The organism is Bacteroides sp. AM37-9 (genome assembly GCF_003603455.1).
In the GTDB taxonomy this organism is placed as follows: domain Bacteria; phylum Bacteroidota; class Bacteroidia; order Bacteroidales; family Bacteroidaceae; genus Bacteroides; species Bacteroides xylanisolvens.
This window is the reverse complement of the sequence record NZ_QTNF01000042.1, coordinates 1-19,728: the sequence shown is the minus strand read 5'-3', so window position 1 is coordinate 19,728 and position 19,728 is coordinate 1. Positions and strand designations below refer to the sequence as shown.

20 protein-coding genes and 1 tRNA gene are annotated in these 19,728 nt (G+C 42.1%); 6 read left to right on the top strand and 15 right to left on the bottom strand.

The window, feature by feature from the left end; translation table 11 throughout:
* Positions 1-17: 17 nt before the first annotated feature.
* The 11 genes from DW862_RS22215 to DW862_RS22160 form a co-directional block, all read right to left on the bottom strand.
* The gene (locus DW862_RS22215) at positions 18-1,625 is read right to left on the bottom strand and encodes a fimbrillin family protein (protein WP_004308181.1); all 1,608 of its coding nucleotides are present in this window, start codon (positions 1,623-1,625) and stop codon (positions 18-20) included.
* A gap of 41 nt (positions 1,626-1,666) precedes the next feature.
* Entirely contained in the window at positions 1,667-2,779 is a 1,113-nt protein-coding gene (locus DW862_RS22210) for a fimbrial protein (RefSeq protein ID WP_004308184.1), read from the bottom strand.
* A gap of 2 nt (positions 2,780-2,781) precedes the next feature.
* A complete protein-coding gene (locus DW862_RS22205; protein ID WP_004308186.1) occupies positions 2,782-3,780 on the bottom strand; it encodes a FimB/Mfa2 family fimbrial subunit in 999 nt (332 codons plus the stop codon).
* Between the two features lie 276 nt (positions 3,781-4,056).
* Complete coding sequence (locus DW862_RS22200) at positions 4,057-5,766, bottom strand: Mfa1 family fimbria major subunit (protein WP_004308188.1); 1,710 nt, start codon at positions 5,764-5,766, stop codon at positions 4,057-4,059.
* 57 nt (positions 5,767-5,823) lie between these two features.
* Positions 5,824-7,335 carry a DUF3868 domain-containing protein gene (locus DW862_RS22195; protein ID WP_087321852.1) on the bottom strand — a complete coding sequence of 504 codons (1,512 nt, stop codon included), beginning with the start codon at positions 7,333-7,335 and terminating at the stop codon, positions 5,824-5,826.
* A gap of 8 nt (positions 7,336-7,343) precedes the next feature.
* A complete protein-coding gene (locus tag DW862_RS22190; protein WP_004313607.1) occupies positions 7,344-7,916 on the bottom strand; it encodes a DUF3575 domain-containing protein in 573 nt (190 codons plus the stop codon).
* A 21-nt stretch (positions 7,917-7,937) separates the two neighbouring features.
* Positions 7,938-8,303 (bottom strand): hypothetical protein, encoded by a 366-nt coding sequence (locus DW862_RS22185; RefSeq protein ID WP_120070456.1) that lies wholly within the window; start codon positions 8,301-8,303, stop codon positions 7,938-7,940.
* Between the two features lie 702 nt (positions 8,304-9,005).
* Positions 9,006-9,548: a ParB/RepB/Spo0J family partition protein gene (locus tag DW862_RS22175; protein ID WP_004313605.1), complete on the bottom strand. Its 543-nt coding sequence runs from the start codon at positions 9,546-9,548 to the stop codon at positions 9,006-9,008.
* Positions 9,545-10,849 carry a DUF3440 domain-containing protein gene (locus DW862_RS22170; protein ID WP_004313604.1) on the bottom strand — a complete coding sequence of 435 codons (1,305 nt, stop codon included), beginning with the start codon at positions 10,847-10,849 and terminating at the stop codon, positions 9,545-9,547. The genes DW862_RS22175 and DW862_RS22170 overlap by 4 nt, the downstream gene beginning before the upstream one ends.
* Positions 10,850-10,852: 3 nt before the next feature.
* Positions 10,853-11,260 carry a hypothetical protein gene (locus DW862_RS22165; RefSeq protein WP_008022169.1) on the bottom strand — a complete coding sequence of 136 codons (408 nt, stop codon included), beginning with the start codon at positions 11,258-11,260 and terminating at the stop codon, positions 10,853-10,855.
* Between the two features lie 112 nt (positions 11,261-11,372).
* The gene (locus DW862_RS22160; RefSeq protein ID WP_055236513.1) at positions 11,373-11,780 is read right to left on the bottom strand and encodes a hypothetical protein; all 408 of its coding nucleotides are present in this window, start codon (positions 11,778-11,780) and stop codon (positions 11,373-11,375) included.
* A gap of 231 nt (positions 11,781-12,011) precedes the next feature.
* Here DW862_RS22160 and DW862_RS22155 point away from each other — a divergent pair, with 231 nt between their 5' ends.
* The 3 genes from DW862_RS22155 to dnaB all read left to right on the top strand — a co-directional run bounded on the left by DW862_RS22155 (position 12,012) and on the right by dnaB (position 14,587).
* On the top strand, positions 12,012-12,314 hold the full coding sequence (locus DW862_RS22155) for a DUF4248 domain-containing protein (protein ID WP_055236512.1): 303 nt from the start codon (positions 12,012-12,014) through the stop codon (positions 12,312-12,314).
* Positions 12,315-12,581: 267 nt separating this feature from the next.
* Positions 12,582-13,199 (top strand): hypothetical protein, encoded by a 618-nt coding sequence (locus DW862_RS22150; protein ID WP_074706544.1) that lies wholly within the window; start codon positions 12,582-12,584, stop codon positions 13,197-13,199.
* 8 nt (positions 13,200-13,207) lie between these two features.
* On the top strand, positions 13,208-14,587 hold the full coding sequence (dnaB, locus tag DW862_RS22145; RefSeq protein WP_055236510.1) for a replicative DNA helicase: 1,380 nt from the start codon (positions 13,208-13,210) through the stop codon (positions 14,585-14,587).
* A gap of 134 nt (positions 14,588-14,721) precedes the next feature.
* Here the strand turns inward: dnaB and DW862_RS22140 are convergent, their stop codons facing one another.
* Complete coding sequence (locus tag DW862_RS22140) at positions 14,722-14,940, bottom strand: DUF4248 domain-containing protein (protein WP_008022164.1); 219 nt, start codon at positions 14,938-14,940, stop codon at positions 14,722-14,724.
* A gap of 412 nt (positions 14,941-15,352) precedes the next feature.
* Here DW862_RS22140 and DW862_RS22135 point away from each other — a divergent pair, with 412 nt between their 5' ends.
* A complete protein-coding gene (locus DW862_RS22135) occupies positions 15,353-16,357 on the top strand; it encodes a beta-ketoacyl-ACP synthase III (RefSeq protein WP_117683760.1) in 1,005 nt (334 codons plus the stop codon).
* A 74-nt stretch (positions 16,358-16,431) separates the two neighbouring features.
* Here the strand turns inward: DW862_RS22135 and DW862_RS22130 are convergent.
* Positions 16,432-16,505: transfer RNA gene (locus DW862_RS22130), tRNA-Asp, on the bottom strand.
* Positions 16,506-16,657: 152 nt separating this feature from the next.
* Here DW862_RS22130 and DW862_RS22125 point away from each other — a divergent pair.
* Both DW862_RS22125 and DW862_RS22120 read left to right on the top strand, forming a co-directional pair.
* Positions 16,658-17,974, top strand: a complete 1,317-nt coding sequence (locus DW862_RS22125) for a pyridoxal phosphate-dependent aminotransferase (protein WP_120070453.1) — start codon at positions 16,658-16,660, stop codon at positions 17,972-17,974.
* A 94-nt stretch (positions 17,975-18,068) separates the two neighbouring features.
* A complete protein-coding gene (locus tag DW862_RS22120; protein ID WP_004300427.1) occupies positions 18,069-18,659 on the top strand; it encodes a YqgE/AlgH family protein in 591 nt (196 codons plus the stop codon).
* Positions 18,660-18,663: 4 nt separating this feature from the next.
* Here DW862_RS22120 and DW862_RS22115 read toward each other — a convergent pair whose 3' ends face one another.
* Together DW862_RS22115 and DW862_RS22110 are read right to left on the bottom strand one after the other, a co-directional pair.
* Positions 18,664-19,200, bottom strand: coding sequence for a GNAT family N-acetyltransferase (locus tag DW862_RS22115; RefSeq protein WP_004326972.1), 537 nt, complete (start codon positions 19,198-19,200; stop codon positions 18,664-18,666).
* Entirely contained in the window at positions 19,197-19,655 is a 459-nt protein-coding gene (locus tag DW862_RS22110; protein ID WP_044131866.1) for a hypothetical protein, read from the bottom strand. Before DW862_RS22110 ends, DW862_RS22115 begins: the two co-directional genes overlap by 4 nt.
* Between the last annotated feature and the right edge of the window lie 73 nt (positions 19,656-19,728).

Below are 19,728 nucleotides of genomic sequence, written 5' to 3'. Positions count from 1 at the left end.
ATATTGTATATTCGCCATTATGGCGCGGTCAATGTCACCGCTATTGGCAGATTATCACCATTCGTATTGGTTAGTGTGAGTGTAGCCGTATCACCGGACACAGCATCGGCTCTAAAGTAGAAGTAAACCACATCACCACTCACGCCACTTGTTTCGAGCATTGTCTCACTGTTAAGCAGAATTTTATCCGGATCCTGTATCTGGGTTATCTTCCACTCCCACGTTCCCGGGTTGCCCGAAGTAAAGACAAGCTTGCGACGTTGCATATTTCCGGTTCCACCATCACTGCCGTCCAATTCTACGTTCGAGGTCAACCACTCTCCGTCTTCTTTCCACTGGCTCAACAGTACATGATGCCGCAGATTACCGGCATTGATATAAAAGCCTGTTTCCCGCTTAGTTCCGGTTCCGGAGTTAAATCCGGGCATCACAACCTGGATATTATAGGTATATACACCTCCCGAAAAGGATGTCTCGGCCATATTAACCGTTGCCCACGTATCCATAGTACTTTTGTTTAATGACGCACCCGGCAGATAGCCCGTATCCGGATTGGCATCATAATTCGTTTTCGCTTCTATATTGACAGTGACACCATCACCAGCCGTCTGTACCTTGGTCTGCGATAACTTGAGATAATATTGTTTGTCGAAAATCACATTCACCGGGCTTTCCGTCCATTCAAGCGGCGTGGCTGAAAGCTGATAGGTTTCGTTGGATATCGTAAGATTGTAGTTGATGTACTCGCCCGACTCCCAAGAGTGCGGGTTCTTGGCGATAATATCACTGAACAGGAATTCCCGGTCGCCAAAGTTGGTGGTAACAACGATTTTGGCGGTTGCGGAGAAAGCGTCGGTCGGCAACATGAGGAATGTATCCCCCATCAAGGTGGCATCTTCGGTCACCGTTTTGTTATCGGTGAGAGTAGAAACGACCTTCCCGGTGGCGACATCGCTCCAGACAAACTTCGGTTTGCCGTTTTTCGTCGTGGTGGTCGGAATTTCAGTCATGGCAAGTTTACCGCTTTTTCCCACATTCTGGAATTCTATTTTCTCGATAGTCACCTCATCCGGTACAGGAGCTACTTTCTTGAATGTAAAGGTAACCTTAGTCAATGTGTGGTAGAAGTGTATATTCACACCCTCAACCCATACAGGGCCCGATATAGCCGCCAGTACATCGACATGATTGGCGGCGGATGCATTCGCTGTATAATTCAGCACCATTTCTCCGGGATCAGTGAAACTCGCAGTCGGCGCATTCGCATCGTTGTACGGATACCAGGAGAAGAATTTCATGCTCGCATTCAGCAATCCGGGCCAATATTGCAACGGCGAGATGGTGGCTGTCAGGTCGGCGTTAACCGTGGCACTTGCATTGAAGTATGGTTGGGGAACGGAAGCATTGGGAGTCAGTGAGCCGTAAAGACCGAAAGTCTCTTCTTTCAGATCAGTATTCGAAGAGATTGCCGCACCACGAGTGTAGACATAGCCGCCTTCTCCGATACGTTGCACAACAATTAATTCCTTATCACACGTCATCTCTTCTCTGACACACGAAAAGAGGACAGCCGAAAGGACAGCCATTGCCATAATCATCTTAATATTATTTATAGTCTTTATCATCTTACTTCTTTTCCGAAATTAAAAACAATCAACGAAAGATATTACAAGTCCATATCCAGATCAATGTCTTGTCTTTCACCCCAATCTTCTACGCTTATCGTCAGTATTTGAATACCTATTTTTCCTACGCGTGCCGTTACCTGATACACATTGTTCCGACGGATCTCTGTAAAAGGTTGCGCTGTCGGACTGCCTGTACCGTCAACCTTTGTTACGCTTTCAATTACTTTCTCGGTTATTCCGGTGACGTCCGAAGGGCCTTTCGGGACATTAGCCATACTGATAGACAGTCGGTCGGAATAATCCGACTTGAATAGACGTTCGGCTGTGTAGAACGAGCAAAGCAACTTCCGGTTTTCAGCTCCGGGAGCAGATGAATATGCCCAAGTTTCTGTAGTCGCAGCTGTCCACTTATGCGTTAACAAATTGCTTTCCGACACGTCTTCCTTCACTTTTCCGTAGTTTTTTGAAGAGTCGGTGTTATCACGCGTGCCGTTGTCCACGTTTCCCATCACGAAATAGCTATCGTAGGAGAAATTGTGCAAGGTGACACTAGTGCTTCCGGCAATATATCCGGTCACCGCCCCACCGTCTATAGCTTCGATAAAGACATCTACCCGGGCTACGGCACGTTCGATCACCATTTGTACTGTTTTGGTTTCATCAGGTGCTATGGATATATCCCGGATCACTCCTGTCATAGGCATTCCGGTTGCCGAAATAATCTGCCCGTCACTATTCAGTATGCTGGAGATATCGTAAATCATCTCCTGCAACGTCAAAAGATTGGCTATACCGTCAAGTTTGCTTGTGAGGCTCTGCGGTTCGTTGGCAATAACTACGACCAGGATATCATTACTGGACGTCACTTCGAGAAGTTGCGCATCTATATCAGTAGCTGTCTCCGGAGTACTCAACAGGATGTGTTCATTCACATCCAGCCTCACGCCACCGGGCGTGCTGCCGAATACGATAAACCGCATGGAGTTTATCTTCTCCTGTTGTTCCACATCCCCATTGTTCACCAAGTCGATGCTAAGTTGCGCCCGGGTAGTATGGGCAGGCAACTCATAAGCCACATCAGCTTCTCTACTACATGAGAACAAAAGGATGGTGGATGCCAGACAAATGATATGTAATAGCTTTTTTCTCATTCTTAAACTTCCATCCCGTGGAGCCAATGAATCCAGTTCCCCACGACAATACCAATTTGAAGGAATCCTCCTCCGTTTTTTTCAACAACTGTAAATATCAGGTTCCATTCACTCTGCCTGTCAAGATATTCCTGAAAGGGAAGCTCCGTTCCGTCGTAACGGGAAACCGGCCGTGCAATACTCAAGAGTGTCATCAGATTATAGCTCCAGACTTCAGCTTCGGTATTCGCATCCCTTATAATAAATTTATAATCCCATCCACTCCTGTTGAGCAAACGCATCGTGTTCAGGCGTGCGGACATAACCACGTCGGATATTTCACCCGGACCTGTATAGTAAGGCACATAAGTAACCGGCCCTTGTCCTGCGGGTTCGTTTTCCCAGGAATAAACTGCATTTTCCGGCGCCTGAATTTCAAATGTATATTGTGTGCCATCCACTTTATTTTCCTCATATCCCATTAACGCGAGATTAAACCGATTGGTGTCACGTATCAGGTTCACCGGATAAATTTTATGGTCGGTACTGGATGGCAGGTGGTCCACTTCTACAACCTCTCCGAAGTAAAGATGCTGAAACTCGAAATTAACAACATCCGTCTCTCGCTTCAGGGATACAATGACCTGTTGGAGGGTGCTAGTTCCCGGTGCCAGTTTATTACCTGCATTGTCCGAAAGACGGAATCTGTCAGACAGACTTCCGACGGTCAGTACTTTATAACTTCCGAAATCGAGCTCGTCGGTCAACGACATCCGGTTTCCACCCACCAGCGCAGCAACCTCGGCACTTTTGGTGAAAAGCAATTTATCATCGCTGTCGAACACAAGTACATCCACCGATTTAACCTGCGGATTAAATGCATCCGCATATTCCATATTGTAGTCGAATACAAATTCCAACCAAAGCTCGCACCGTGGAAGGTCTTCGCGTATACTGTCGCACGAAGCCATACATAGCATCGAAGCAACGATAAGGAACAGCGATTTAGTTTTTCCGAACATATCTTTTTCTTTTAGGAGGCAACCCTATCGGTTTGCCATTTTATATTGTCAGAGATCTCTATTTTGTGACCTCCGGTTATTTCCTCTTTTAGGGGCGCGCTTTGCATTTCATTGCATCTCGGATGCGCCGGTATATTTCAGTGCTGTTTTTGGGAAGCCTGTCACCGGCTTGTTTTTACTTTTTTCGGCGGTCTGTTCCGCACAGAATATCTATTAAAAAAAGTACAGGGCAGGCAGTCCGCACTGCCCTGTTTTCTTTGAAAGTAAAGAGTTTCTTTAGATTTCGAAATTTGTAGTCCAGTATATCCACGGAGCAACTTTAATCTCAAAGTGGAGATAAGCACCTTTCTTATCGATATCTTCTTCTTCATCCGGATCTTCGGGTCCACCACCAGGATACCACGGTGTACCGTTACCATTTACCTTTGTCAGCGTAAGCGTATAATAGTTATTACGTACTACACCGTATTTTCCATACTCCATATAAGAGTTGGCTGCATTGTCATGACGAATCTCATAGTAGTAATAGTTGAGACTCTTTGGATACCAATAGATGCAACCTTCTTTTTTACACAGTTCACCACCATTCTTAATGTTGTTGTCATCAAGAATAGTCTGTGTAAGAAGAGCAAAACTACCCGGATCATTGGTGGTAAGTTCAGATTGTATCTGAGTATAGAACAGTTCGCATGCTGTAACCAAGAGTTTCTCCTGGGCGGTCATAGGGTCTGAGTTTGTTTGTTTAGCTTTAGCAGGTGTATAAGCAGCCAGCAAGTCAGCAAAACTTTTGAAGTTTACAGAGTTAGTTCCGTTAGGAAGACGATACCAGTCATCTCCCAAAGTAAATTCACCGGACTTCCAAGGTGCATACTGTCCCTTAAGTACCAGACGCGTAGCCGCACCGAACTTCTGATATCCTTCAGCCATCGTATTCTCGATACAGTATTTATAATTATCACCCGCATCTGCACTTTCAGCAACCCACTCTACCTTAGGTTCGCGGTTAGCATCAAGTGTATTCTTAACAATGCCTGTAAGATATTCAGTTCCACCTGCAGTCGTAAAGTTCGGGTCAACTGTATAGAAGTTACTTTTGTAGAATCCGGTAGTATGAGATGACGCTGTGGTAGTCTTCTTTGCAAAAGGATAGAACAGAGAGTTATAGTAGTCTATAGTCCAGTTTCCAAAATCAAATTGTCCAAGACTTGCATTTGTTCCATCTTCAAAAGGTCCAACTGCTAATGGACTGCCAATCATAACTTCCAACTTTGCAGCAAGGCGTTCTATCTCAAGAGTAGCCGGATTACTTTTCGCTGCATTCTGAGCTTGCGCTTCCGATTTATAGTCACTGACCAAAACAATCTTGTCCGATACATCGAGCAGACATTCATCTTTCCATGCATGATTGGATGGATCCGAATCGGAATCATCGTAGAATCCGACATTAATCATTGCACAACCATTGGAGTGTACAACCTCCTCTACCAGATAAGCATTGTTGGGCTTAGTATTGTTTTCAGGAACTGTAACCATTGCATTGATGGTAGCATAGGTTGCACCCTCTGAAAGGTTATCCAAGCGATCCTTTAATTGGTAACCCGGATTGGCTATAACAAGCAAATACTTAGTATTCGGATCCACTTTAACCGGAGTATTCGGAGTCGTAACTCCACTATTTGTTCCGAAAGAACCTGATCCCAATACCGTGGCATACTTAGTTGCCTTTTCATCCTTAGTCACCACCTTACCCGCATCGAACGTAATCACATAAAGCTCATTAATCGCGCTTTCTGCAGGCAAAGCCGGCTGTTCACCAGAAGCACGTGAACCAGGCACTTTTGGATTAGTCAGACTAATTGATACGTAAGCTACATCATAACCTGCTCCCCCTTCAACCTCCGGATTTTCCTCCAGATTCTCATTTGAACAACTTGCTAATGCCACAACGGCCAGCAACGAAACTAAAATTGATTTAATCTTTAGCATAATACAAAAAATTATTAGAATTAATACATATATAATTTCCCACTTAATTAGTAAGTTTTACTTACCATTTTTTCTCATCTCGGCAGCATTAGCCTTCTTCCTGACTAATTCTTCCAGATTGCCCCTAGCTGCATCCAGACCTAACTGCTCTGCGACCTTCAAATACTTCTTCGATAATTCATAATCTCCCTTCATTAACATTAATATTCCCATAGCATTATTATATTCCGGCAAATTCTTATTCGAATTCACCATACCCAGATAACGTTCGGCCGAAACCAAGTCATTGCGTGATAAAGCGGCAGTAGCAGCATTTATATTTGCAATCTCACTCTGCGGATACATCCGTACAGCCGTTTCGAACACATCAATAAACTCTTGCGAGCCTGTCGGATAGGTATTAGCCACCAGAAACATTTCATTCAAGCTCAAATTCTGCGGACGCGTCTTGATAATCTCTTTCGCTTCCTCCACACTAAAATTCCTCACTTCGTAATTCACTTTGCAGATAGCCACACGCAAACTTGGAAAAATATACTTCAACAAGTATCGGTAAGGTGTTCCTCCGTGAAGTTGCATCAGTTTTGTTTCTCTTCCTTTTTCAATAGGTATATTCCTGATAATATCCAGCACTTCGTCTTTATATTCCAATTCGATTGTTTCAAGCGCCTTCTCCAGTCCGTCCCAGTTTTCACCTCCAAAGACAATGTAGTATTGGTTTCTCGGAAAATCGTATCTGTGTGCCAGATAATCCCGAAGCGCCATGGCACGCCCTTCAGACAGACGTTTGTTCGCTGCCAATGTTCCTTCCGGAGAAGCATAACCGATAATATCCAGACGGTTCACTTTCACATTCGGATCGGACTTCAGCTCATCGATCATCTTGCGGATTTTAGCTAGTTCCTGAGGATTATTCATGTATTCGGGACGAATATTGACTTTATTCACCTCGAAATCCAGAAAACATTCTGCTTGAATATCCCGTTGTTTGATTTCTTCCGCTTTCGGTTGCAGATAAGCAAACTGAGGAACCGCTACGTAAGGCGTCCATACACGTTCCAACGTCACTTTGCCAAACTCCTCTATGTTCATCAATGCCGTTTCGCCGCAACCACATTCATCACGCTGCACGTCCAAGCGCGCATCCTTCATCCATGATTCGAACGGAACCAGATATTGATACCGAATCGTATCATTTCTTAGTTTTCCAGCTTTTTCCACTATATATGGCTTCTCGTAGTTTCTTTTCTCTTTGGCGCTCATCAACGCAAGCTCACGCTCATACGCCAGATACTCGTCACGACCTTTAATAGAAACTTTCGGAAGATTCTGAGTACGTCCGGGAGTCACCAGCCGCGGAATAAAATCCATTCCCCGGGCAGATTTCACTTTCACATTATTCAAAACAAAATCTATATCGACATGAATAAAATCACCTTTCTGTTCCAACCGCACCGGATTCACAGTAATGACACCTTCGTAAGAGCGGGATTGAGCCATAGCTGTGTTTATATTCAGGCTGCAAACCACCAACATACACACAAGGAAACCTATTTTTCTTATTATCATACTCCTCATTATTTAATTACATAAATAAGTGACACACTTGCTTTAGTAGGCCCGAAATAGTTTTTGCTGCTTTCCTTTAGTCTCGTACCACAAGTAGCGCAAGGATACTTGTCATATACAATGTGCGCATATCCCACTCCGACAGATGTTTCTATACTCCAGCGTTTTTTCAGAATCCACGAATATCCTACGGAAAAGCCACCACCATAAAGATATCCCTGATAACGCGTATGCTGCATATTGTCACTGATAAAAGACCAGTCGGGCCATCCCCCTACATTGAAATCGGCATAATGTCCATGCATTCCGACAAACATACGGCGAAAACTCTCACAAAACCAGTAACGGATTTCGGGCTGTACCCCCAAATGACGGAGGCGTTTGCCGTCGGAAAGTTTCCACGGATTATAATTGACCGGAATATCCAGCGTCCATTTACGCGCCAGTCCGATCTCCAGTCCCAGATTCATGGTAGTAGTAGCGTCATACAGCAGATTGCTTTTCAGCGCAACCTTCTGGGCATGACCCTCGGAAATGGCACATCCGAGCATGAATAATATGAGTATAGCAACTTTCTTCATTTATATCACATTTACTGTTGTTTATTGCCCCAATTGAGTAATATCTATTTTTATGCGTTGCACATTACTGATGCCCGTTTTAACGGAAGACACCATTGTTGTGAGATGTACGATTCCGTTTCTGGAATCCGCCTCTACATTGGGCAATACCTTAATATAGATCTTACCGTCTTCAACGATAATGCGTTCTTCTCCTGTATGTCCCTCCGGCATTACGGAAGAATACAGACGAATCCAATTTTTAGCACTTTCATCCACTTCGCCCGTAAGGCAGAAATAATCGATTTCATACACCTCCGAATTTAAATTTCCAGTAGGCATGAGCTGAAGTGTACTTCCCGTAGCAGGAACAGCTTCCCTTTGTCTAATATGAACTTCTTTTTCCAAATTTCCTGTTTTTAATGTTATAAATTCATGGGGATAGTTTCTTGAGTGTCACTATAAGACAGAGAGCCAAGCAAAGGATTGCTCAACGGCTTAGTCAACAACCTGGCATATATATCCGCACAAGTTGTCACCTTCGATGTTAATTGAAAGAGAGTGCCGGTCACATTCGACCCCTGCACACACATCACAGATAATAAAAAAATCAAATATAAAATACTGATTGTAAGTTTTGTTATTTCTCTCATTAATTCTCTAATATACTTTCTTCTACTTCTTGTATATCTCTCTTATTTCTCTTTTTGCTTTTCTCTCAGGACAATATTTTTGTCCAAATCTCATATTGCAAATTTCGGAATATTAAAGGAGATACAAAATTGTATTCATTTCTGTTACAGAGAATCAACTTAGAATAAAGAGGCTAATTATGCAGGTAGCGAACAAGAGGGTTACGAAATTCACAACAAAAATATTTAATATCCTCATTTCTTTCGATATGCGAATATTAAAAAAATCCCAAGTTTCTCTCATAAAAACTTGGACAATGGAGGGAAGTTATAGTTTTCTGTGTCATTTAGACACAACTTAGGCACAAATTAGACAAAAGACATAGCTATTTTATACAACAAAATAGCCCAATAACTTGTATAATTTGTGCCTAAATGACAAAAAGTTCAATTTCTATATGTATATATAGTTATCAAATTATAAGGTTTTACGCTCTGTTTCCGTAGGTGCCACCTCATCAGGAATACTGAATTCGCGATTAGCAAACAGATCGGCAAGTCCTGAAATTTGTTTCAGACGCAACAATTCATCACGGTCCATACCAATATTTTTCATTATCCATTGATCGGACATACCTGCCTTGTCAAGTTCCGCAACAATGTTGCACATCAATTCAATGTTATGCATTCCACGCGCACGGTTGTGCCGGATGGTCGAACTCATACGGTTAGACAGGTCTTTGTCTATCACCACAATCGGCAATAAGCCGTTTTCACGCTTATAGATTCGTTGGGAAGTTTTCAATACCGTATAGCGATGGTAGCCGTCCACCAGTATATAATGGTCTTCATCTTTATTGTAGTAACATACACATGGCATTGTAAAGCCATCTTCCCAAATAGAAAGTTCCAGCAACTTCATTTCAGGCGGTGCAACGACATTCGGATTATAATCGTTCGCATATACTTTTTCTACGGGTACCGCTTTTACCTCGTAAACAGGGCTTTTATCTACACTCATGATACTATGATTCTATATTGTTCCATAATTTGACTCCTCTTACTCATCTCCTCCTTCGTAGGTGAGAATCCCATATATTTGCAGGCATGGTCATTTTTAAGAATACAAACACACATTCGCTTATACGTGGGTATTTCTTTGAATTCCGGAATGTCGATATCATCCTGATATTCCATACGTACCGGTTTTTTCAACGTTTTGTAGTTACTGTTGTCCATAACGATAATCGGTACTTTCGCATCAATCAACTTTTGGATGGTAGCATCACTTAGACATCCACCTTTTGTCCGCCAGAAATTCACGCTCACTGAAAGTTTACGAAGATAGTTTTTCCTCGCCCGTTCCGGCAAAGTGGACAACAAGAAATACATAAACTCTCGCCATGTATATCCTTCAGGAAGTTTCACCGACTGCCATCCCATCGCATGAGTACCGCCATACATACCGGTAAAGTTCACACCGTTCACCCTTCCGACCATTTTGCCCCAGGTATTGGGATCTAGCACCCGATAAAGTTGCAGACTCTCTTGCGCTTCGTTAATAAAAGGACTTGCTACACGCTGACGCTCCAAATTGACTCCGGCACGATAGTAAAGGTCATATAAAGTATTATAATCCCACTGGAATTTTCCATTGGCCGTCCATACATCCGTTGTCTTCCAGTCGAATATAGGATAGGCATTATAAATATCATTCCCTACTTTTGAAGTCCATTTGTATTTATGATACATCTGGAATTTACGGCTCATATAGATACATCTCCACCGGTTGAAACTCTCCTGTGTACGGATTCCGATCAGACAACAAGTGCGCACTGCGTCATTTTTGTTGTGTATCCATTGCGCAAAACGCATCTGGAATTCATAATCCCACATGGTTGTATTATAAAAAGGAAAATCATCTTTGGTCATTGCCTTTTTAGGCATGGAACGAACCCATATATTCTTTTTATTATCTTCCCAGGGACGCCAAAAGGATTGATACATCGAGGTACAGGTAGCCACACGGAAAGGAATACATACCCGGTACACATCCAGAATATCCTTGTTAGCTTCCAACATCCGGTCCACATAGTCGATGGTCATTTTATACTGGATTTCATAATCCATGTGAAAAACTCCCAAACGTACCTTCAGGTTATTCTTCCGGATATAATCGATACACATATTCAGCAGTACCCCGCTGTCTTTACCTCCGGAGAATGACACATATATATTATCAAATTCATTAAATATAACTTTTAGTCGTTCTTGTGCTAATTCATATACATTCTTTGTGCCTGCTATTTTCTTTTTCGCCATAAGTTATCTATACATTTTTACATACCGTGTCCATTTCTTGTCCATCGATACAAATTCAAACTTTTCAAATGTTTCTTTATCTTGTACCAGTGTGACCGAATTGAGCAACCAACTCTCAGGCCCGAATTCCGCAATAACGGCAGGCAACAAATGCGACAGGATTTCCTCCCGTCCGGCGTCTTCTGCCTTTACATAATAATTATTGATTACAGCTTTCTTCCGGCTTTTCTGTTCCACCGGCACGAAGCCCACCACTTCTTTATCTTCAATCGCAATAAACCACACATACTCTTCGCCCGTCTTGAAAGGGTAATTATTGTTTGCGCGTATCACTTCGGGATCCATCACCATCGGCGCCACAAGCCGATATAAATGTTTGTCTTTTCCTTTTAATCGTATTATCTGTATCATATCATTCAAAAATGGACACACAAAAATAAGGAAAAAATATCAAATTCGTCATTTCTGTTCCTAAAACATTTGTTTTTCATGTTATTATCTCTATATTTCGATATTTTTGAAATCACCCGTCCGTCATTCCTCTCTCACGTTTAAAGTAAGTCAGTATGGTGGCAAAGCTTAGATATTCCCGCCCGGGAGTATGCGACCGGCTTTGAAATTGATAACGGGCAAAGATGACTTCACATGCCAGTTTATATTTAAAATGCAGCTTTAAGCGGTGCTGTAAAAACTCAAACACCCGACAGAGATATGCAAACACGTCTCCCACTTTGTCATTGGGAATCACTCGTGGCTCACGATGCGTATCCGATATGTGTTCCATTTCACTAAGAACATATTCCAGCTGCTCTATTTCCTCGCTAGTGTTTTGCATTGTACATTTCATTTGTTCTATTTTCTCTTCCTGACGAATGTACTGTTCACGCTTTCGTTGTAAACGTTCTTTTATGTTCTCTATTCCTTTTGACATTATAAAATTTAGTTATATATAAACGGTTTGACCTTACTGATTATTAACCGGGAAAATGCCATATAAAATCTAATCTCATATGCAAATATAGAGAAGATTGTTTAAATAATTAGATTTTTATTTAAAAATATTCATACTTATAACACATTTAAATTACCAGCATCATAAAATCGGTTTTTCCTTCCAATGAAACGAATCGTACTTTTGCGGAATATTTAAATATTTTAAACAATGGATAATCAATCTTTTGACTGGCTGCTTCATGGCTGCCATGCACTGTCCGAAGTGGCAGTAGCTTATTTTCCGAACTATCAGTATAATTGTTCAGCGGTGAAAGCGTTCCGGCGGATCATCAAAGAACATGCAGTATTACTGAACCAACTCACGGAAGCGGGATTCACCCCGCATACCACAACGCTCACTCCTCAGCAAATTGCGATTATTGTAAGGTTCTGGGGAACGCCTGCATTAGTATACGAAATGATAAAAAAGAATTCATATCTTGCTGTCCCGAAAATGGGGAAAAAGATATAATGTATTTTAATACATTCTTTTTTTCATTTATATATTAATGGATGAAGGGGTGGTCGAAGTGCTAATATAGGCATACCGACCTCCCCTTTTAACAGGGCGTTTGAGCAAGAGTAGAAGAAGGCAGACAGAGAGGTCCAAAAATATAGGTAATAATCAGGGGTATTGGACACATGAGCCAATATTAAAATATTTAGCCGTTCATAACCGTAAAATTGTACATCTCAACCAACCGGACTACCTTCGCACCAAATTAAAACAATATAAAGTATGATTAAATCTACAGCAGAAATGCTTAAAAAGGGATATCTCCTCTTCCCTAAAGTCTTATTCGAGGAGCAAATAAAAGTGACTAAAGGTGCAACAGGATATTTCGACGCGTTTATTTTGGTATTAACGCATGTCAATTATAGTACTGTGGAATGTCGCATCCACCAGTACACATTTCAATGCCGGCGGGGTGAATCTGTAATGTCCATGGTTCATTGGGCAGAATTATTCGGTTGGAAACGCAGTCGCACGCGGTATTTCTTCAATAAAATGTACGATGAAGGTATTATCGAAAGATTGTCTAATCCATATATCACTCACATCCGCATACCCGACTACGATCTGTTGGTCGGACAGAAACGTCGGGAAAGTGTCCGTGCCGAAGCTGACGGTATCACCTTCGATGCGTTTTGGGAAAAATATCATGATATTACCCGGAAGCCTAAAACCAATGTCGGCCGTGCTCGTCGGGAATGGAACAAGTTATCTGTCAACGAACGTTGTCTCAGTCTTAGTCACATCGATGAATATTATGATAATCTGGCGGATATCAAGTACTGTATGCAGGCTGCCTCCTATTTGTCAAATAAGGCATTTATGAATGAATATGACTATTAGAAAAGAAAATGAGTGAGATAACAAACCCACAGGACGCCGAACTCGAAGAAGTCGTGCTCGGCGCCTGCCTGCTGGAAAGCAAAGCTATTACACTGGTTGCCGACATATTACGGCCGGAAGTATTTTACACTGAAACGAACCGTGAGATTTATGCTGTCTTGCAGGGTATGTACCATGCCGGGCAAGTAATTGATATCATGACCATAAAAGAAGAACTTGCCCGGCATGGCAAGCTCGAATTTATAGGAGGGCTTTATACACTGGTGCGTATCAGTTCACGCGTAGTGTCGAGTGCTCACCTAGAATATCATGCCCGGATTCTCAAACAGAAATATATCCGTCGTGAAACGATTTTAGGATCTCACAAACTGCTGGCACTGGCTGCCGACGAAACGACTGATATAGACGATACCTTGGCAGACGCCCATTCCCTCCTCGATCGTTTGGAAAAGGAATGTGGTACTACCGAGCATCTTCGTTCTATGCTGCAACTTATGGAGGATACCATTAAACTAATAGAAGTCCGTACAGCCTCCAACAAGAATGGTGTCACAGGGTTGCCAACCGGATTTACTGATCTTGACCGCCTGACATGCGGCTGGCAAGCAGGTGACATGATTGTTATAGCTGCCCGTCCTGCAGTAGGGAAAACGGCATTCGCCCTACATTTGGCACGCACCGCTGCTTCGGCGGGATATCACATTGCTGTATATAGTCTTGAAATGCAAGGTGAACGTTTGGGAGACCGCTGGCTACTGGCTGCCACTACGGGAGTTAACCCCGATCATCTCCTCAGCGGACAATTAACTCCCAGCGAATTACGGCAAATACACGAGGCATCAACAGAGTTGTCTCATCTACCTATTCATATCGATGATAATCCGTCGGTGAGTATGGATTACGTTCGTTCTTCTGCTAAACTGCTACAAAGTAAAGGAAAATGTGACGGTGTCATCATCGACTACCTGCAACTGTGTGACATGAAAACAGACCAACACAACCGCAACCGAGAGCAGGAAGTAGCCCAAGCTAGCCGCAAAGCCAAGATGATGGCAAAAGAATTGCATATCCCTGTGATACTACTCAGTCAATTAAATCGTAATGTAGAGGGGCATCCCGACAACCGTCCCAGTTTGAGTGACCTTCGCGAAAGTGGGGCTATCGAACAAGATGCTGATTTAGTACTGATGCTTTCCCGCCCTGCTCTCTCCGGACGTGCGACAGACCGCAAAAGCACCTACTCTACAGATGGATTGGGTGTGATGGGTATTGTGAAACACCGCAACGGAATGACTGGTGAGCTTTATTTCAGACATGATCCGAGTATGACGAAACTGGAGGATTACGTACCCGGAATAGATTGGATGAAAAAGAATACAACTACCTGAACGGTATAATAAGACAGTGTTTTACAAGAGCTAAAGCTTAGCTTTAGAGGTCGTAAAGCGATGCTTTAGGTTATGAAAAGCAATGCTTTACGATCTCTTCTTTTTTTAAAGTTTCAACAATCTTATCCCGTGTCTTATGGTTCTCCCAATGCGTCTATAATCACTCTTACCTCCAAAGGTGTGAAAGAACGGCAGTTGGGCTGATAACCCAGGTCATACAGGCGTTGTAGAAGTCCCGGACATAACAGGATCCATTTCTTCATTTTTCGATAAGCAGCGATGTCGGTTAGTTCGGGAGAATAAAGTGAGGCAAGTTCCATACGGCCATACGCACGTATTGTGAATTCTTTCATGATAAATAAGCTTTGATTTATATCTACAAAATTAACAAAATATTTTCACATATGCAATACTTTTTCAATGAATAACTGACTATTATCATGCATTACTGACAGGTACAAATTGAATAACCGACATGCCATCTTTATGCCAAAACAAGTTGCTCGCAAACTTCTTGGTTACCAATATTGGAATAGTACTCATGATGCTCTATCAATCAAGTATTTACGACAGTCTGTCACCTTAAACAAAAATCGTCTATTAAAAAGTCAGACAAAATTTGGTCAAATATTCCTTTTTATTAATTAAAAAGGCTACAGTTTCACAAACTAATATTGGATTTCAGTCTCTTTTCCATATATTTGCGCCCGCATTTTTATTATTGGATCAACCTCCTTATTCAATTTACCAAACTAGATAAAACAAATGGAAAATATAAACGCAGTAATTACAGGAGTCGGAGGATATGTACCCGATTATATCTTGACCAATGATGAGATTTCAAAAATGGTAGATACCACCGATGAATGGATTATGGGGCGTATTGGTATTAAGGAAAGGCGTATTCTGAAAGATGAAGGACTAGGAACTTCTTACATAGCTCGTAAAGCTGTCAAACAACTGATAAAACGCACCCATACAAATCCGGATGATATTGATCTGGTAATTGTAGCTACAACAACTCCTGATTACCGCCTTCCTTCCACTGCTTCTATTTTATGTGAGAGACTGGAACTGAAAAGAGCTTTTGCTTTCGACATACAGGCCGTTTGCAGTGGTTTTTTATATGCATTGGAAACAGGAGCTAACTTTATCCGTTCCGGAAATTACAAGAAAGTGGTGGTTGTAGGTGCTGAAAAGATGTCGTCAATAATAAACTATACCGATCGGGCAACTTGTCCTATTTTCGGCGATGGCGGAGCAGCCGTCATGCTTGAACCTACTACTGAAGATTTGGGTATTATGGATGCTGTGTTAAGGACAGATGGTAAAGGATTACCTTTTTTACATATTAAAGCCGGTGGTTCCGTATGCACCCCTTCTTATTATTCATTGGATAATCAAATGCACTACATCTATCAGGAAGGACGCACTGTATTCAAATACGCGGTATCTAACATGGCAGATGCCTGTGAATCTATTATTGCAAGAAACCATCTAAGCAAAGACAATATCGACTGGGTGATTCCCCATCAAGCTAATCAACGCATTATCACTGCTGTAACACAACGTTTGGAAGTTCCCGCCGAAAAGGTCATGGTTAATATTGAACGATACGGCAATACCAGTGCAGGCACTCTCCCACTCTGCCTTTGGGATTTTGAAGATAAACTCAAAAAAGGAGATAACCTAATTCTCACTGCATTCGGAGCAGGATTTGCCTGGGGAGCTATTTATATAAAATGGGGATATGATGGAAAAAACAGATAGCGATTAATCGCTATCTGCCAAATAAAAAATCCTCTGATTTACTAGAAACCAGAGGATTTTTCATTTGGAAAGTGCGGTGCGTACGGGACTCGAACCCGTGACCCCATGCGTGACAGGCATGTATTCTAACCAACTGAACTAACGCACCAAAATATTCACTAAAGCATCTCTCTCGATTGCGGATGCAAAGGTAGATATTTTTTTGAAACCTGCAATAGCTTCAGTATCTTTTTTCTGAAAAAGTGGGTTTATTAAGAATTATCGTGTACATTTGCAGCTACTAATAAAATAGAAAATAGAATGAAAAATACACCAATTGAACGACATCTGATTGATGAAACTATAAATGAGTTTCAAATTGTCGATTTTTCAAAAGCTACCATTCGGGAAGTGAAAGCTATTGCTTCAAAAGCAGAAGCTGCATCGGGAGTTGAATTTATTAAAATGGAAATGGGCGTTCCGGGGCTCCCTCCTTCCGCAGTAGGTGTGAAAGCAGAGATTGAAGCGTTACAAAATGGCATTGCCAGCCTATACCCCGATATCAACGGATTGCCGGAACTGAAAAAAGAGGCGTCCAACTTTATCAAAGCATTTATCAACGTGGATTTAAATCCGGAGGGATGCGTACCTGTTACCGGCTCTATGCAAGGAACATTCGCTTCATTCCTCACTTGCAGCCAATGCGACGAAAAGAAAGATACGATTTTATTCATCGATCCCGGATTTCCGGTACAGAAGCAGCAGTTGGTAGTAATGGGACAAAAGTTCGAAACGTTTGATGTATATGACTACCGCGGAGACAAACTGAAAGAGAAACTGGAAAGCTATCTGAAAAAAGGAAATATATCAGCTATCATTTATTCGAATCCCAATAACCCCAGTTGGATTTGCCTGAAAGAGGAAGAATTGCAGATTATCGGTGAATTGGCAACGCTGTATGATGTGATTGTTTTGGAAGACTTGGCTTATTTTGCCATGGACTTCCGGCAGGATTTAAGCAAACCATACCAACCTCCTTTCCAGCCATCAGTAGCCCATTATACAGATAATTATGTATTGTTGATTTCCGGTTCGAAAGCATTCAGCTACGCCGGACAGCGTATTGGCGTAAGCTGTATCTCTGATAAATTATACCACCGAAGCTATCCGGGACTGACCAAACGATATGGCGGCGGTACCTTTGGAACTGTTTTCATCCATCGCGTACTTTATGCACTTTCATCAGGAACGAGTCATTCCGCACAATTCGCCATGGCTGCCATGCTGAAAGCTGCCAACGAAGGACAATATAACTTCCTCAACGAAGTGAAGATCTATGGTGAGCGAGCACAAAAATTGAAAGAAATCTTCCTCCGTCACGGTTTCCACCTGGTATATGACAACGACTTGGGCGACCCGATTGCGGACGGATTCTATTTTACCATCGGATATCCGGGAATGACCAGCGGCGAACTGGCCAAAGAACTGATGTACTACGGAGTAAGCGCGATCTCATTGGTTACAACAGGAAGCCATCAGGAAGGTTTGCGCGCGTGTACCTCTTTTATTAAAGACCATCAGTATGCGCAACTGGACGAAAGAATGAAACTATTTGCAGAAAATCATCCGATAGCCTGATTATCTGACATAAGATATTCATAAAAGCCATTCTTTAAATGAAAAAAAACGGAAATAACGATTGTTATTCCGTTTTTTTTCTTACATTAGTGGCATGAATATCGACTCTGACATATTTAAGATTCAATCGAATAATGTGTTACCATCAAGAGGAAGGATTTTAATATCTGAACCTTTTCTGCGTGACGCAACGTTTGGCAGGTCCGTAATTTTACTGGTCGATCATACGGACGAAGGAAGTATGGGATTGGTTATCAACAAACAACTGCCATTATTCCTGAACGATATCATCATGGAATTTAAATATCTGGACGAGATTCCTCTATACAAAGGTGGACCGATTGCCACTGATACTTTATTTTACCTCCATACACTATCAGACATCCCCGGCTCTATCTCTATCAGCAAAGGACTTTATCTGAATGGAGATTTTGATGAAATAAAGAAATATATATTACAAGGGAATAAAATCAGCGAATGTATCCGTTTCTTCTTGGGGTATTCCGGATGGGACAGCGAACAGTTAAATAACGAAATCAGAGAAAACACATGGCTGGTGTCTGAAGAAGAAAAATCATATCTGATGAAAAACAATATCAAAGATATGTGGCGGACTGCTTTAGAGAAACTAGGCAGCAAGTACGAAACGTGGTCACGCTTCCCACAAGTGCCTACTCTCAACTAATATTTTATTTCTTAGGATTCAAACATTGGAGGAGCAATGCATCTTTGTAGCAGCCCTCCACTTGCAGCCAGTTTTTCAATAATCCGCATTGAACGAAGCCACAAGACGTGAACAGCTTTACACAAACGTCATTATCTGTCGTGACATGTGCATAAAGCTGACTTAAAGACAGAAAATCAAAAGCATATTCACAAAGCAGCTTCAATGCGTCGGTGGCATACCCTTGCTGCCGATAATCCTTATGCACGGCAATTCCTACTTCTCCCCGCGAATGAAGGGGAACGAAATCCGTAATATCAATCGTACCAAGGATACACTGGTCGGATTTACGTACCATCATCAAACGTAATTGCTTATCCGCAAACACATCACACTGCGAACCTTCAATATATTGGCGCAACACGTAACGGGAGTATGGAACCGTAAAGTTACTGATGTCCCACATCGAAGGATCATTTTCCATCTCATACATTATATCCATATCTTCCGGTTCTACCGCACGAAGATAGATACGCTCGTTCATCAAGAAAGACTGTCTCATAGCTTTTCTTCTTTTGCAATGTGAAGTTCGTTACGCAATCTCTTCTCACTGGGCAGACAGAAAAGTGACGCTGTGAGGCCAATCAGCATACAGAGGTTACCCGTGCTGCTCAACGTCAGGTAGTAACACAAAAGGTTCACCACAATAGCTACTTCAAGCACTCCCAAGCGAACAATGTTCCATTGCACATATCGCTTCAAGGCAAGCGTGATAGTCATGTGATCTATCTTTTTCTTAAGCACCAAGCTATATAATTTGAGAGAAAGAGGCACACACAAAGCAGTAAGCAAAATGCCGACCGTCTCAAAATAGTAGATAGCCGGTGCGTTATCTACCAAACCTCCTACGGGAAAGAGTTCAAACTCTCCTGCCCCAAGCAAAAATGCCGGGAGCACCCAAAAGAAAACATAACTGATATTCAAATTTCTGACAGCTCGTTTTATCTGTTCTTCCATGTTCGTTCTTAAATGATTAATAATGCGAATCAGTAGTTGAAATCACTAGCTGATTCAGTTAGTTAAATTGTTA

Excerpts from the sequence above, each read along its gene's own strand:
- DW862_RS22215 (WP_004308181.1), bottom strand. The coding sequence starts at position 1,625 with ATGATAAAGACTATAAATAATATTAAGATGATTATGGCAATGGCTGTC.
- DW862_RS22210 (WP_004308184.1), bottom strand. The coding sequence starts at position 2,779 with ATGAGAAAAAAGCTATTACATATCATTTGTCTGGCATCCACCATCCTT.
- DW862_RS22205 (WP_004308186.1), bottom strand. The coding sequence starts at position 3,780 with ATGTTCGGAAAAACTAAATCGCTGTTCCTTATCGTTGCTTCGATGCTA.
- DW862_RS22200 (WP_004308188.1), bottom strand. The coding sequence starts at position 5,766 with ATGCTAAAGATTAAATCAATTTTAGTTTCGTTGCTGGCCGTTGTGGCA.
- DW862_RS22195 (WP_087321852.1), bottom strand. The coding sequence starts at position 7,335 with ATGATAATAAGAAAAATAGGTTTCCTTGTGTGTATGTTGGTGGTTTGC.
- DW862_RS22190 (WP_004313607.1), bottom strand. The coding sequence starts at position 7,916 with ATGAAGAAAGTTGCTATACTCATATTATTCATGCTCGGATGTGCCATT.
- DW862_RS22175 (WP_004313605.1), bottom strand. The coding sequence starts at position 9,548 with ATGAGTGTAGATAAAAGCCCTGTTTACGAGGTAAAAGCGGTACCCGTA.
- DW862_RS22170 (WP_004313604.1), bottom strand. The coding sequence starts at position 10,849 with ATGGCGAAAAAGAAAATAGCAGGCACAAAGAATGTATATGAATTAGCA.
- DW862_RS22165 (WP_008022169.1), bottom strand. The coding sequence starts at position 11,260 with ATGATACAGATAATACGATTAAAAGGAAAAGACAAACATTTATATCGG.
- DW862_RS22160 (WP_055236513.1), bottom strand. The coding sequence starts at position 11,780 with ATGTCAAAAGGAATAGAGAACATAAAAGAACGTTTACAACGAAAGCGT.
- DW862_RS22155 (WP_055236512.1), top strand. The coding sequence starts at position 12,012 with ATGGATAATCAATCTTTTGACTGGCTGCTTCATGGCTGCCATGCACTG.
- DW862_RS22150 (WP_074706544.1), top strand. The coding sequence starts at position 12,582 with ATGATTAAATCTACAGCAGAAATGCTTAAAAAGGGATATCTCCTCTTC.
- dnaB (WP_055236510.1), top strand. The coding sequence starts at position 13,208 with ATGAGTGAGATAACAAACCCACAGGACGCCGAACTCGAAGAAGTCGTG.
- DW862_RS22140 (WP_008022164.1), bottom strand. The coding sequence starts at position 14,940 with ATGAAAGAATTCACAATACGTGCGTATGGCCGTATGGAACTTGCCTCA.
- DW862_RS22135 (WP_117683760.1), top strand. The coding sequence starts at position 15,353 with ATGGAAAATATAAACGCAGTAATTACAGGAGTCGGAGGATATGTACCC.
- DW862_RS22125 (WP_120070453.1), top strand. The coding sequence starts at position 16,658 with ATGAAAAATACACCAATTGAACGACATCTGATTGATGAAACTATAAAT.
- DW862_RS22120 (WP_004300427.1), top strand. The coding sequence starts at position 18,069 with ATGAATATCGACTCTGACATATTTAAGATTCAATCGAATAATGTGTTA.
- DW862_RS22115 (WP_004326972.1), bottom strand. The coding sequence starts at position 19,200 with ATGAGACAGTCTTTCTTGATGAACGAGCGTATCTATCTTCGTGCGGTA.
- DW862_RS22110 (WP_044131866.1), bottom strand. The coding sequence starts at position 19,655 with ATGGAAGAACAGATAAAACGAGCTGTCAGAAATTTGAATATCAGTTAT.